General features: G+C 60.0%; 13 protein-coding genes. 9 read left to right on the top strand and 4 right to left on the bottom strand.

The genetic code is table 11. From position 1 onward, the window contains the following. Nucleotides 1-64 precede the first annotated feature (64 nt). A complete protein-coding gene (locus tag H3V04_RS02850) occupies nucleotides 65-2569 on the top strand; it encodes a UvrD-helicase domain-containing protein (RefSeq protein ID WP_198187142.1) in 2505 nt (834 codons plus the stop codon). A 51-nt stretch (nucleotides 2570-2620) separates the two neighbouring features. Here H3V04_RS02850 and H3V04_RS02845 read toward each other — a convergent pair whose 3' ends face one another. Then, nucleotides 2621-3274: a response regulator transcription factor gene (locus H3V04_RS02845; protein ID WP_198187141.1), complete on the bottom strand. Its 654-nt coding sequence runs from the start codon at nucleotides 3272-3274 to the stop codon at nucleotides 2621-2623. Beyond that, the gene (locus H3V04_RS02840) at nucleotides 3271-4533 is read right to left on the bottom strand and encodes a sensor histidine kinase (protein ID WP_198187140.1); all 1263 of its coding nucleotides are present in this window, start codon (nucleotides 4531-4533) and stop codon (nucleotides 3271-3273) included. Before H3V04_RS02840 ends, H3V04_RS02845 begins: the two co-directional genes overlap by 4 nt. Before the next feature lie 182 nt (nucleotides 4534-4715). Here H3V04_RS02840 and H3V04_RS02835 point away from each other — a divergent pair, with 182 nt between their 5' ends. The 4 genes from H3V04_RS02835 (at nucleotide 4716) to H3V04_RS02820 (ending at nucleotide 8924) form a co-directional block, all read left to right on the top strand. Then, nucleotides 4716-5672, top strand: coding sequence for an ABC transporter ATP-binding protein (locus tag H3V04_RS02835; protein WP_198177720.1), 957 nt, complete (start codon nucleotides 4716-4718; stop codon nucleotides 5670-5672). A 40-nt stretch (nucleotides 5673-5712) separates the two neighbouring features. Continuing rightward, nucleotides 5713-6906 (top strand): ABC transporter permease, encoded by a 1194-nt coding sequence (locus H3V04_RS02830; RefSeq protein ID WP_198179785.1) that lies wholly within the window; start codon nucleotides 5713-5715, stop codon nucleotides 6904-6906. Next, nucleotides 6893-8230, top strand: coding sequence for an ABC transporter permease (locus H3V04_RS02825; RefSeq protein ID WP_198187139.1), 1338 nt, complete (start codon nucleotides 6893-6895; stop codon nucleotides 8228-8230). Before H3V04_RS02830 ends, H3V04_RS02825 begins: the two co-directional genes overlap by 14 nt. A 70-nt stretch (nucleotides 8231-8300) precedes the next feature. Next, nucleotides 8301-8924 (top strand): NAD(P)H-dependent oxidoreductase, encoded by a 624-nt coding sequence (locus tag H3V04_RS02820; RefSeq protein WP_232342432.1) that lies wholly within the window; start codon nucleotides 8301-8303, stop codon nucleotides 8922-8924. A 114-nt stretch (nucleotides 8925-9038) separates the two neighbouring features. Here the strand turns inward: H3V04_RS02820 and H3V04_RS02815 are convergent, their stop codons facing one another. Together H3V04_RS02815 and H3V04_RS02810 are read right to left on the bottom strand one after the other, a co-directional pair. Next, on the bottom strand, nucleotides 9039-10316 hold the full coding sequence (locus H3V04_RS02815) for an MFS transporter (protein WP_198187138.1): 1278 nt from the start codon (nucleotides 10314-10316) through the stop codon (nucleotides 9039-9041). Then, complete coding sequence (locus tag H3V04_RS02810; protein ID WP_198187137.1) at nucleotides 10313-10999, bottom strand: TetR/AcrR family transcriptional regulator; 687 nt, start codon at nucleotides 10997-10999, stop codon at nucleotides 10313-10315. Before H3V04_RS02810 ends, H3V04_RS02815 begins: the two co-directional genes overlap by 4 nt. A gap of 319 nt (nucleotides 11000-11318) precedes the next feature. Here H3V04_RS02810 and rpsD point away from each other — a divergent pair, with 319 nt between their 5' ends. The 4 genes from rpsD to H3V04_RS02790 all read left to right on the top strand — a co-directional run bounded on the left by rpsD (nucleotide 11319) and on the right by H3V04_RS02790 (nucleotide 13482). Beyond that, a complete protein-coding gene (rpsD, locus tag H3V04_RS02805) occupies nucleotides 11319-11945 on the top strand; it encodes a 30S ribosomal protein S4 (RefSeq protein ID WP_015021916.1) in 627 nt (208 codons plus the stop codon). A gap of 105 nt (nucleotides 11946-12050) precedes the next feature. Continuing rightward, nucleotides 12051-12719, top strand: coding sequence for a histidine phosphatase family protein (locus H3V04_RS02800; RefSeq protein WP_198187136.1), 669 nt, complete (start codon nucleotides 12051-12053; stop codon nucleotides 12717-12719). Between the two features lie 92 nt (nucleotides 12720-12811). Further along, a complete protein-coding gene (locus H3V04_RS02795; RefSeq protein ID WP_198187135.1) occupies nucleotides 12812-13243 on the top strand; it encodes a DUF948 domain-containing protein in 432 nt (143 codons plus the stop codon). Beyond that, on the top strand, nucleotides 13243-13482 hold the full coding sequence (locus H3V04_RS02790) for a hypothetical protein (RefSeq protein WP_024627396.1): 240 nt from the start codon (nucleotides 13243-13245) through the stop codon (nucleotides 13480-13482). The genes H3V04_RS02795 and H3V04_RS02790 overlap by 1 nt, the downstream gene beginning before the upstream one ends. Nucleotides 13483-13607 lie beyond the last annotated feature (125 nt).

Raw genomic sequence — 13607 nt, 5'->3', positions numbered from 1 at the left:
GTTTGCCGGGTGTGCGCCATCCGGCCTGAGACGGTGACCGAGACCAGATGGCAAGAGGTGGCTTGTGAACGAGGAACCGGACTTGATCCAGCGCAGCGCCAGGGAGCTGCTCAAGGGGCTCAACGATCGGCAGGCCGAGGCGGTGCAATACCAGGGGCCGGCCCTGCTGATCGGGGCAGGCGCAGGCTCGGGCAAGACCAGGGTGCTGACCCGCAGAATCGCCTGGATCCTCAGTCAGTTCGGCGCCTGGCCCAGCCAGATCCTGGCCATCACCTTCACCAACAAGGCGGCTTCCGAGATGCGCGAGCGTCTGCGTCGGCTGATCGGGCCCGTGGCCGACCGCATGTGGGTGTCCACCTTCCACTCGGCTTGCGTGCGCATTCTGAGGCGGGATGGCAAGGAGATCGGCCTGCGATCGGGCTTCACCATCTATGACACGGCCGATTCCGAGCGTCTGATCAAGCTGATCGGCAAGGATCTCAACATCGATCTGAAGCGCTACACCCCCAGAAACATTCTGGGCCACATATCCGACTACAAGAACAACCTGCAGGATTGGCGCACCCAGCTGCAGGAGTACGCCCCCGACTACCGGCCCGGGCAGCGCGGCCAGCAGATCACGGCCCGCTTCGGCAACGAGGAGGAGCTCTACTCCGTGGTCTACGCCGAGTACGAGCACCGGCTGGCTCAGGCCAACGCGGTCGACTTCGACGATTTGATCGTACGCACGGTCCAGTTGCTCCAGCAGTCCCCGATGGTGGCGCAGTATTACCACCATCGCTTCCGCTACGTGCTGGTGGACGAGTACCAGGACACCAACCATGCCCAGTACGTGCTCATGCGCGAGCTGGCCGGTGCCGATGCCGGCAAACAGGACCAGGCCTGGATCACCGTAGTGGGCGATTCGGACCAATCCATCTATGCCTTCCGAGGGGCCGATATCAGCAACATCAGGGACTTCGAGAAGGACTTCCCTGGAGCCCGGACCATCCTTCTGGAGCAGAACTACCGTTCCACCCAGACCATTCTGGATGCGGCCAATGCCATCATCGTCAAGAACGAGGGCCGCAAGCCCAAGAAACTCTGGACCGCCCTGGGCAAGGGGGAGCCCATCGTGGGCTATGCCGCCGACAACGCCCAGCAGGAGGCCGCCTGGATCGCCACCGAGATCGCCCGACTGCGCAGCGAGGAGGGCATTCCCTACTCCGACATGGCCATCATGTACCGGGCCAACGCCCAGTCCCGCGCACTGGAGGAGGGGCTGATCAACGCCGGTCTGCCTTATCAGCTGGTGGGCGGGACCCGCTTCTACGAGCGTAAGGAAATCAAGGACGCCCTGGCCTATCTGCACGCCATCGCCAATCCCCAGGACGACGTGAACATGCGCCGGATACTCAACGTGCCCAAGCGCGGCCTGGCCGCACGTGCCGAGGCGGCGGCGACCTCCTATGCGGATCTGCATCAGGTCTCCTTCTGGGAGGGGGTGCAGCATATCGAGGAGGTGCCCGGGGCCTCCACGCTGATGGTCAAGCGGATGAAGGCCTTCAGGGATCTGATCACCTCCCTGACCGGCTTTGCCGCAGAGCACGATACCAAACCCTCCCAGATCGTTGAAAAAGTGCTCGAGGAATCCGGCATGCTGGACGAGCTTCGCAAGTCGGTCGATCCGCAGGATGCCTCCCGGTTGGAGAACCTCGGCCAGCTGCAGTCAGTGGCCGCCGAGTTCGAGCAGAAGACCCCCGACGCCACGCTGGCGGGCTTCCTGGAGACCACGGCACTGGTGGCCGACTCTGACCAGTTGCCGGGCCTGGGCGACGACTCGGGCAAGGTGACACTGATGACCCTGCACACGGCCAAGGGCCTGGAGTATCCGGTGGTCTTCCTGACCGGCATGGAGCAGGGAACCTTCCCGCACTCCCGCTGCCTGGAGGATGCCGACGAGATGCAGGAGGAGCGTCGGCTGGCCTATGTGGGCGTGACCCGTGCCAAGCGGCGTCTTTACCTGACCCGGGCGGCCGTCCGCTCCCAGTGGGGGCAGGTCAATGAGATGCTGCCCAGCCAGTTCCTGGATGACATCCCTGACGAGCTGATCGACTGGAAGCGTAGGCAGGCCGGCAACGAGCGGATGCGCGCAGGCTGGGACCTGGGTGACGACGAGGACGAATTCGGCGGCTTCGAGGATGAAAGCGACGGCCGTGCATTCGGCCATCGTTCATTCGGCGGCTTCGGCTCCGGCCTTGGCTCTTCCCGCAACGGATACGGGCGCTCGCGGACCTCCTCGCAGCGGTCGTTCGGCTCCTCCTCCAGAAATGGAAGGGTCACGACCCGGCGGAGCACGACAAGCCCGTCGTCAATCTCACACGCTGGCAGGGCCTCGGCCCAGCCCAAGTCGAACGGCCTATCCATTCAGGACTTCTCCTTGGGAGACAGGGTGGCCCACGACCAGTATGGCCTGGGCAAGGTGGTCGACATTCAGGACAAGGGGCACAACTCGGTCCTGACTGTGGACTTCGGTTCCGAGGGGACCAAGCGGCTGATGCTGCGCTTGGCGCCGATCGAAAAGCTCTGAACGATCGAGACTCAGGGCCTACCCACGGACGGGACCACAGAATCTATGCGTTCATGACTCTTGCGAGGACAGCCATTCAACGGCGAGCTGGGTGCGGTTGGCCAGGTTGGTCTTGGCCAGGATGGCGGAGATGTGATTGCGGACTGTGCCTTCGCTGAGGCAGAGCCGCCTGGCGATGGCCTGGTTATCGAGGCCATCGGCCACCAGAGCGACGATTTCACGTTCGCGGTCGGTCAGGGTTTGGAAGCGCCGGGGAACAGGCTTGGACGGGTCCTTTCGCGTCTGCTCCTCCTGCTTGCCAAGCGACAGATTAGCCACGGCCTCGGCTCCGAGAACCGTCTGCCCGGCCATGACGGCCTGGAGGGCCGGCACCACCGAGGTCACGTCCTGCTTGATCACATACCCCTTGGCTCCCAGGGCCAGGGCGCGGGAAATATATTCCTTGTCGGCAAAAGTGGTCAGAAAGAGCACCCGAGCAGCCGGATCCACGGCGATGATGCGCTCCGCCGCCTCCAGGCCGTCCATGCCGGGCATCTGCACATCGAGCAGCAGCACGTCAGGCCTGCCGCCAGCCGCCTGGAAACACTTGAGGGCTGACTGGCCGTCATTGGCTGTCCAGATCACGTCTGCAGTACCGGTTGCCGTCAGAATCGTTGACAGGGATGAGCAGACGATCGGATCGTCATCAGCAATAGCGACTTTCATGCCATGACCTTCCTATCCTCTACATGCTCAGCTGCACTCTCGTTGGACCAGGGTTCCTTAGGCAAGGATACGAAGACCTTCCATCCTTGTCGGTTGGGACCGCTGTTGGCCGTGCCGCCCAAGGCTCTGGCCCTGGCCTCCATATCAGCCAGCCCCATGCCGCGCTGGAGCTCTGGCTCCTTTGGGTGCGTGCCGTCAGGCTGCGACTGCTGACTCCCGCCGTCATCCTGCACCACCATTTGCCAGAAGGCCGGGAGGTCGCGCAGAACCACCTGCGCTGACTTGGCTGAAGAATGGCGGATCGTATTGGTAAGGGCCTCACGAACAATGGTGGCCAGGCAACGGCACACTGGTGCAGGCGCTGTCTCGATGCCGTTGTTCAGATCGACCTTCAGCCGCCCCATAGAAGCCTCGGAGCTGGCTTCCTCCATCTGGGATGCGAAGTCGGTGCCCTCATCCTCCAAGTCATGCACCGAACGACGAATTGTGGTCATGGCCTCATTCAGGGTCTTGCCGACATCATCCAGTATCTGCTCGGTACTTTGATCGCCCTTGCTCTGCGCAACCACCCGGCCAGCCTGGACTTGCATGATGGCGCGGGTGAGCTGGTGGCCCACATTGTCGTGAATATCTCGGGCGATCCGGGTCCGCTCGGATAAGTGCGCCATTCGGGTCGCCTGGGCCCGCTCCTCGTCCAGGTCGTTGATGCGGCCGTGCAGTTGGCGGATCCTGTAGCGCTCGGTGTCTTCGATCTGCCATACACGCCCCCTGGCTACGGCCAAGTGCGCGCACGTCAGCCCGCCGCCTTGCGCCAGTGCTGATGTCAACAAAGTTAACAGGGCATAGCGTTGGGTGAGGCCTGTGAACAGGATGAGGTCGGCCATGGCAGGTATCAACCAAAGGAATGCCGGAAGCAAGGCCGAGAGTAGCCTGGGCCAGGCCAGTCCAGAATCCTTGGCCTGGGAGTCTTTCAGGCTGGCTGATCTTGTAGCCGGGACCATGCTTCCGAGCCCGACTCCCGCCTCGAAGGCCAGGGCCGGCAAGAAGAAAAGCCAATCTGGTATGAACGTTGCCAAAATCGACACCAAGCCACTGACCCACATGGAGCCTGGCGCCGGCAGCAGCCATTCACACAGGGCTCCTGCGGCCAGCGAGGCCAGGAGTCCGGCGATCAGGGTTCCTGAAACCCCTGAACCAGACCATGATCCGCATAAGGTCCCAAGGGCAAGCAGGACCAGCCATCCAGCTATCCTGCCCATGACTATCTCCTCGCCCAGTTGCCCTATTGTCTAAATAGTAATTGTCGGGCTACCCCTTCCTGAGCCTGACAGCAGGCAGGCAGAATCACCCATGACAAATGTCACTGATCTGATTCGAACATCCACAATATCGATGACGGCTGTCACGGTGTTGGGCCAGCCGTAGCTGGGATGATGGAATCATGAACAGTTCAGATGAGCAAGAGCCGGCCTTGCAGGTCAGCGCATTGGTGAAGCGCTACGGTGACATGGTGGCCTTGGACCACTTCGACATGGAAGTCAGCAGAGGTGAGGTATTCGGACTGCTCGGCCCCAATGGTTCAGGCAAGTCAACCGCCATCAACTGCATATTGGCACTGCTCAGCTTTGAATCGGGGACGGTTCGGATATTCGGGCAGGAGATGACCCCGACCTCCTATGACCTCAAAAGTCGTATCGGCGTGGTTCCACAGAATGTGGCTGTTTTCAACGAACTGAACGTGCAGGAGAACATTGACTATTTCTGTTCCCTCTATGTGCCCAGGAAGGCCGATCGCAAGGAGCTGGTGGAACAGGCCATAGACTTCGTAGGGCTGGGCGACTTCCGCAAGTTCCGTCCCGGCAAGCTGTCGGGCGGTCTGTTGCGCAGGCTCAACATCGCCTGTGGCATCGCCCATCAGCCCGACCTCATCTTCTTCGACGAGCCCACCGTCGCCGTGGATCCCCAGAGCCGCAACGCCATCCTGGAAGGCATCGAACGGCTGAACGCCCAGGGGGCCACTGTGGTCTACACCAGCCATTACATGGAGGAGGTGGAGCAGATCTGCACGCGGATCATGATCATGGACCACGGCCGACAGATCGCCCTAGGCACTGCTGAGGAGCTCAAGGGCATGGTCCAGGCCGGCGAGCAGGTCACCGTCGAGACCCTGGACCTGCAGGAGTCCACTCTGGCCAAGATCCGCGCCCTGCCTCTGACCCAGTCCGTCGACTATGACGGCAAGGAGCTGGTCATCCACTGCCGGCAGGGCGAGCACAACCTGCAGGATGTGCTGACGGTCCTGGAATCCACCCAGACCAGCTACGGCCACCTGACCAGCCGTCCGCCATCCCTGAACGACGTGTTTCTGGAACTGACCGGCAAGGAACTGCGCGACTGAGCGCGGTCCCAGGCTCAATTGCCGTAAGGAGCACCTATTCATGTGGAACTCATTCCTGATCAACGTCAAGACCTCGATACGCAACACCTCCTCCCTCTTCTGGGTACTGGCATTTCCGGTCATATTGGCCGCTCTGATGCTGGGCATCATGGGCAACCTGCAAGACGGTTACTCTGCCGAGGCGCAACATTTCGCCATAGTCTCTGACGCCAACTGGAAAGCCAGCCTGGGTGCTGACGAATTGGTTTCATCACTATCGAAGAAACCCAAGGCAGGGTCCGATGAAACTCAGCTGCTTATCCCGACGACAGTGGCTTCAAGGGATGAAGCGAACGCGCGTCTGGATAGTCAGAAGGACATCGGCTACCTGTACGCGGGTTCTGACGGACGGGTCAACATGGTCCTGTCCGATCGTGAAGCCGCCAACATCCAATCCGACTCAACTGCCTCAGAAGGCATAACGGTCTCTATTCTCTCCGCCTCGCTAGTCAGCTTCAATCAGGCCAACTCGGCAAGCTCAACCTTGGCCTTGCCAAATACTCAAATACTGCTGCAATCCGGCCAACAGACCTACACTAAGCAAATCCGTCTGACCCATATCAATCCTTCGATGACCGCACCTTACTTCTTTGCCGTGCTCGCTATGGCCTGCCTTATCGGCGCCAGCACCGCAGCAGAGATGATTGCCAGGACCCAGCCCAACCTTTCAGCCCTGGGAGCCCGACGGGCCAGTTCTCCCAGCCCCAAGTGGCGGCAGGCAGCAGGTGCCTTCCTGGCCTCCTGGCTCTTCTCCGCAGTCAGCCTCCTGGTCGCCTACATCTTCGTCCGCACAGTCTGCGGCGTGCAAACCGGCGGCCGTGACCCGATAGCCCTCATAGCCATCGCCGTGGGCACCTTCATGGCCACTGCTTTCGGTTCTATGATGGGCGCCATTCCCAAACTTTCCACCGAAACGAAGGTTGGCCTGGTCATAGGCATCGACTGCACGCTGAGCGCCTTCATCGGTCTCTACGGCAGCCTGGCTATGGACCTCAACAACGCCATCCAGGAGCACGCTCCGATCCTTCACTTGATCAACCCCGTCAAGCAGGTCTCCAACCTCTTCTACGACATCGTCTACTACGACAGCCTGGCACCCTTCGCCCGGACCTGCGGCATCCTGGCTATCATGGCCGCCGTCTTCCTGGCCATCTGTGGTCTGTTCCTAAGGAAACAACGTTATGAATACTTGTAAAACGGCACTGCGCGTCATCTGGGCGCATAAGTTCTACCTCCTCCTGTACCTGGTGGGGATGAGCCTCATCATGATCGTCATCGGTTCCACAAACATGCAGGCCGCGGTACGTGCCAATGCCTCAAGCTCGGTTGGGCGCTTTGAACCCGCGAAGGCGAAAATAGTCGTTATCAACAGGGACCGTGGCAACCAGGTCGGTTGTGAGCTGGGCCAAGGTCTGGAGCGGTACCTGGGCAAGTCGGCCCAACTGGTGACAGTCGAAGATAAGCCTCAAGCCCTGCAGGACGCCAATGTATCCGGCAAAAGCGATTTGACCGTCATCATTCCAGCGGGATATGGCCAACGCTTTCTTGATGCGCTTGAAGATACTGCTGCCCAAGCTCACAGCGGTAGCAAAGCCACTGATTTCCCTAAAGTTGAAACAGCTGCCTCCTATAATTCCAGCCGCGGCAGTTTGGCACAACTGCAGGTGGACAGTTATTTCGATGCTCTTCGTACTGCTCTGCTACCAGATCTGGGTCAAAACGGTCCCATGAAGCTGCATTCGTCTGCAGCGATCGAGGATGCGGCTGCCTATGCAGTATCGCACTATGCCAGCAGCCAGCCACATGTGGGCATCCATGCCAGCCCAAAGGATGATGACCATGGCGCCCTCTTGGAAGGCTTCGCCACCACCGTCGGCCTGGCTGCCTTTCCCCTGATGACAGCGCTGACGGTCTGTGTTGCTACGCTTTTCGGAGCCTTCAGTTCTCCCGACCGACATCGCCGCCTGCTTGCCTCTCCAATGCGATCAAGCAGCCTGAACGGACAGGAGCTCACAGCAGCCCTCATCCTGGCGGGCTTCTCCTGGTTATACTACGTGGCACTCGTCGCTTTCAGCATGGCGGCGTCAGGGGTGTCCTTGGTTTCGCTTGGCTGGGGGAGGGTGCTGCTGAGCTTTTTCGTCATGCTGATATTCGCTGTGTCGGCGGCCTCCTTTGGATTCATGCTTGCTCAGTTCAATCCTTCCTCTTCTCTCATAAACTCGGTAGGGGTCATCTTCGGCCTGGTGGTTATGTTCACCTCCGGGTCAAGTTCGGGAGGCCCCCTGCCTCCGGTCATGCAGACCATCGGCAAATTGACGCCGGGCTGGTGGTACAACACAGCAGTCCAATCAATCATGGATTCCAGCGCAGCAGGTCCGGCCTCCTGGGGTCTTCCGTTGACCGTGGTCGCACTGTTTGCACTGGCTTATGCCTGCCTCGGTCTCATGGTCTCCCGCCTGATGCGCACGCGGGCCACCCTGGTCGCTCCTGTCAGTTCCGACCCCAGCATGATCGGGTAGTTTTTCCGCATTCATATCATCTTTCTGTCAACGGTTTTGCTTATGGTAATCTACCGAATATAAAATAATTTTGGAGAATAGAGCCAAAACCGAATGCAGCACAACTGAAGAAGTAAATGATATGAACATACTCGTTATTCAAGGATCACCCTATGGAGGTAGTTTCAGCCACACCAACGCCCAGGCTTATGCACAAGCTGCCCGGCGTAAAGGCCACACGGTCGAAATGATCGACCTCAGCCAGGAAGACTTTGACCCAGTGCTTCGCTACGGCTATGTCAAGCACATGGAGGACGAATCAGCGCCTAAGCGTTATCAAAACATGGTTGCACGAGCCGATCATCTGGTCTTCGTCTTCCCCATTTGGTGGGCGGGCGAACCGGCCATCCTCAAGGGCTGGCTGGATAGGGTACTCACGCCCCAATTTGCCTACAGATATGAGAGCAGCCTTAAGTCGGAGGGGCTGCTCAGAGGCAAGACGGCGCAAATTATCAGTAGCAGCCATGGGCCGGCCTTCGTCTCCAAGATGTATGGCTCCACCGTGACCCGATGGAAGTACTCCATCCTGAAATTCTGCGGTATCAAATTCACCGGGGCCAGCATTCTGGGCTGCATAGATTCGAAGATTGATACACCTGAACGCCGCGACGCCTTCACTCGGAGGATTTGCGAGACAGTCCCCTCAGCAAAGTAAGGCCTGTCAGCCTTATTGAGACGCTTTTGTGTCTATGTCGCTAAGCGATGGGTCCCTGGTCGTCAATGGCGAAAAAGCGCCGGCGCGGCATTCAAAAGGCCTTCACTTCGTTGATCATTCATCCGGCTTCATGGCCAGTCTGGCAATCAGACATGTCAGTAGTGTCACCGTGACCACCCCAGTGATGATCAGGGTCATGGGGCAGTGGTCGATCAGCGGGCCGAAGGCGGCCTGTCCCAGCGGAATCGCGCACATGCATAGACTGTTGGTCAGCCCTATTACTTTGCCTATCAGCATTGCAGGGGTATGAATCTGCTCGTAGGACATGGAAGTGATGTTGACCGTCTGCACCATTCCCGCAGCCAGAGCCATGCATCCGGTTACCAGGGCGAAGAGGACATAAGCCGGCAAATGCAGAAGCAGTCCTGCTGCAATGGGCAGGAGGACCAGGGCGCTGCCCGAGAGCAGCATGGGTATCCGTTGCAGATAGAACCAGGTTGGGCGGATGGACACCAGGATGGCTCCAAGCAGGCTCCCGCAGGCCAGTATCCCTTCGGCCAGCCCCTGCATGGCATTGCTCAGACCCAGTGTCCGAGTGATCATATATGGCAGGGCCACGTTGATGTACGAGGCAAAGATCAGGTTGGCCGCCAGGCTGAGTCCTATGACCACTTTGAGGTTGCTGTGCCTGACCAGAAATTGTGCAGCGGCTTTGGTGTCCGCGACCAGATGGCCCACCAGTGCTCTCGGACCTTGGGAGGTGTCCTGTGCTGGTTCAGGAATCCTGACGGCAATTCTGATCCAGACGGCAGAGAGAAGACAGACCAAGGCGGCAACCCCGACCACTTGCATGATTCCGAAGAAGCCCATGACCATGCCAGCCAACACTGGCCCGATCATTCCCACCAGGGAGATCGCCTGGGAAACCAGGGCTGAGGCGCGGGTCAGGTCTTTGCTGTCCGCCAGGCAGTGAAGGGCTGCTTGCACGGTTGGGCTGTAACAGGCCCTGTAGGCATTGACCAGCATCATGCAGGCCACGGTCAAAAAAACCGGGTCAATCTTCTGGCTTATCAGGATGTACAAGAAGGCGGTCAATGCTGACAGAATGTCCAGCACCGCCATGGTGGACTGCTTGTGCAGCCGGTCGGCCAGAGCTCCGCCCAGGGGGGTCAGGAGTATGGATGGAAGGACCGCCAGAGCAGAGACCATGCCATAGAGGGATGCCGATCCTGAGATGTTGAGCAGGTGAAGCGGAAGGGCGAAGACCAAACATGTTTGCCCCAGATTGGAGAGAATCTCAGTCGTCAGAAGAGCAATGAAGGGCAGTGTCAGCAGCCCTCTGCCCTTGGAGCGGTCTCTACTTGGAGCTTGGTCGTGAGCGGGCGGGTTCATATCGCGACTTCGCTTTCAGTCTTCTCATGGTCGTTGCTTTTGGCGTCGGTGCCGAAGGATGCCAGAAGGTCCGAGAATCCCTGATCTTGCAGGGGGATGCCCAAGCTTTGCATGATCGTGAAGAAACAGGCGGCTCTGGTGCGCAGCTCAGCTTGCGTGCCTTGGCGAAAGAAGGGCAGCAGCCACATGTTGGCCAGCAGGCGGAGGATCTCCGCGGCTTGTTCGACCTGGTTCACATGCATTGATCCGTCCTGATTGCCCTGTGTGATCAGGTCGACAAAGTCGTCCCGCTCGTCCACCAAGGCGGTGAATTCCATGCCGATCATCTTGGGATTGGCCTTTGGGTTGAATTTGCGGAACATCAGATTCGCGGCATCCAGTCTCTTTTGCGCTCGCTTGGTGGAGAAGAGGGACTGCAGCTGCTCCAAAGCCGTGCCTTGCTTCGAGCGAGCATGGTTCTTGCCGGTCGTCTCACTCATCGCCTTCATCAACCTGTCGGCCACGGCGTCGAAGAGGTCTTCCTTGGATCGAAAATGGTGGTAGACGGCCCCTCTGCTCAGGCCTCCGGTCGCATCGATGATGTCCTGCATACTGGTTTTGTCGTAGCCCTGACGGGTGAAGAGCTCCGTGGCGGCTTTGATGATTCGTTCCTGCGTCAGCTCAGGATGTGCGTTGCGGGCCATGGCCGTTTTCCTTTCAGGTCGCTGAGACGAGTCGTCGCTGATCGGTTGGGGGGAGTCAGCCAGCCTTGACTGAATATCATACCGACCGTTGGTATGAATATATCACAACATACCTACTGTCGCCGGTCGGGCTCATGTGGTTTAATGAACACTTGGTTTGCGCATTTGTGCGCGGACCTATCTGGAGTCTCAGCCCATCAATGGGTCGGCGGCCGCAAGGTCGTTCGTGCTTGGCACGGTGAAGCATTGGAGAGGCCTGACTCGACGGTTCCGGCCGTCTTCGTTCAGATAACGACAGAAGCAAGTAAGGATTGCATCAATGACTAACATTCAGCGTGCGCGTCGCCAGGTCCGCCTGTCCCGCGCTCTGGGCATCGCCCTGACCCCCAAGGCCCAGCGCCTGTTCGAGAAGCGCCCCTATGGCCCCGGCGAGCACGGCCGCAGCCGCCGTCGCACCGAGTCCGACTACGCCGTCCGTCTGCGCGAGAAGCAGAGGCTGCGCGCCCAGTACGGCGTCTCCGAGAAGCAACTGCGTGCCGCCTATGAGCGGGGCACCCATGAGTCCGGCCAGACCGGTGCCGCCATGCTTCGCGAGCTGGAGTGCCGCCTGGACAACCTGGTCCTGCGCGCCGGCATCGCCCGCACCACCGCCCAGGCCCGTCAGTACGTGGTTCACCGCCACATCCTGGTCGACGGCAACATCGTGGACCGTCCCTCCTACAGGGTCAAGCCCGGCCAGACCATCCAGGTCAAGCCCAAGAGCCAGACCATGGTCCCCTTCCAGATCGCCGCCGAAGGCGTCCACCGGGATGTGCTGCCCGCAGTCCCCGGCTACCTGGACGTGGACCTGGCCTCCCTGAAGGCCAGCCTGGTCCGCAAGCCCGAGCCGGAGGAGATCCCGGTTCAGATCAACATCCAGTACGTGGTCGAGTTCTACGCTCGCTGACCACTAGGAACTTCCACTAGTAACTTTGAGGCCCCGGTCCGTCCGGGGCCTTTTGCATGTCAGGATCTGCCGAGCCTGCTGGGACATGGGTGGGATAATGGGGGCATGTTGCTCCATCTGTATGCCGTCCGCCATGGGCAGACCTATTTCAACCGCTACAACCGTCTTCAAGGCTGGTCCAACTCGCCGCTGACTGCATCGGGGCTGGAGGATGCCGACCGTGCGGGCCATAAATTGAGCAAGGTGAACTTTGCTGCAGCCTACTGCTCGGACACCACACGCGCCCAGGAGACAGTCCGCAGAATCCTGGACCAGAACCAGTCGGAGAAGAAGCCTGAGCCGGTCAGCGACAGCCACTTCCGCGAGCAGTTCTACGGCTACTTCGAGGGGCAGGACATGGCCATGGCCTGGTGGGCCGCAGGCGCGCCTCATGGGGCGGGAACCTACCAGCAGATTGTGGATCAGTTCGGCCTTGCGGCTACCAGGGACTTCCTCAAGGAGGCCGATCCCTTCGGTGACGCGGAGTCCGACAGCGAGTACTGGACGCGCATTGCCGGCGGATTCGCACTGATTGCCGCTGACCCGCATCTGAAAGATGGCGACCGTGTCCTGCTGATCTCGCACGGCAACACCCTGCTCAGTCTGGTCAACCGATTCGGCGGCGGGCGTTATGACACCAGCAGCCGCCCGAGCAACGGAAGCGTCACCATATTCGACTTCGATACGGAGGCCCCCTTTGAGCGCGCCCTGCAGGTTCGGTCCTTCAACCGTTGAACCGGCTTCAACCGGCCGGTCATGGCCTGGTCTGATAGACGGCGCGTGCTAGCGTTGTCCCCAGTATCGTACCAATGGAAGAGAGGTAGCAGATGGACGTAGGACAGATTGCCGGCCTGATAGCGGCCATTGCCTTCGCTATCCTGGCAGGGTTTCTGATCTATCCCCTGATTCGTCTAGGGAAGCTCTTCGACCAGCTGGCACAGACCATCAAGCAGGCGGGCGACCATGTCGTGCCCACCCTGGACGAGTCCACCAGCACGGTCACCCAGCTCAACCAGACCCTGACCGACGTCAATCGCATCTCCGCAGCGGCCTCGACCACGGCAGGCAACCTCGGCGCCCTGACCGACCTGTACGGATCGATGCTGGGCAAGCCGGTCATCAAAGTGGCAGCCTTCCTCTATGCCCTGCGCAAGACGATCTCGTCATTCCTTTCTGGTGGCCGCAACAGCGCCGAATCCAAGTCCTCCACAGCAAAAAAGGCCAATGACGGCCAAGGGAACGAGGGGGGTACCCGCTGATGTTCAAACGGATCTTCTGGATGGGCCTGGGCGTCACGGCAGGCGTAGTCCTGGTGACCAAGGCCGAGGCCTATGTCAGGGCCAATACCCCCAAGCGTGCAAGGGAATTCGTGCTGGGCGAGGACCAGGACCAGGTGGCCTCACGGACCCTGTCCGGCCTGGTACGCCAGTTCACCCAGACCATGCACCAGCGGCAGGATGAGCTGGACCGCCGCTATCTGGACCGTTTCCAGGGCTGAGCCTGGGGCGGACAGGCCAGGACAGATGCGCCTGGCCGGTGTAAAATCACCATATTCAGCTAAGAGTCCGGAGTGCGGGCGACCTGTTCGCACCCCGGACAACCGAGTCATTTGGACGACCCGTT

The sequence above is a fragment of the Bifidobacterium sp. M0353 genome (genome assembly GCF_016100645.1).
In the GTDB taxonomy this organism is placed as follows: Bacteria; Actinomycetota; Actinomycetes; order Actinomycetales; family Bifidobacteriaceae; genus Bombiscardovia; species Bombiscardovia choladohabitans.
This window is presented reverse-complemented; position numbering and strand designations above follow the sequence as displayed.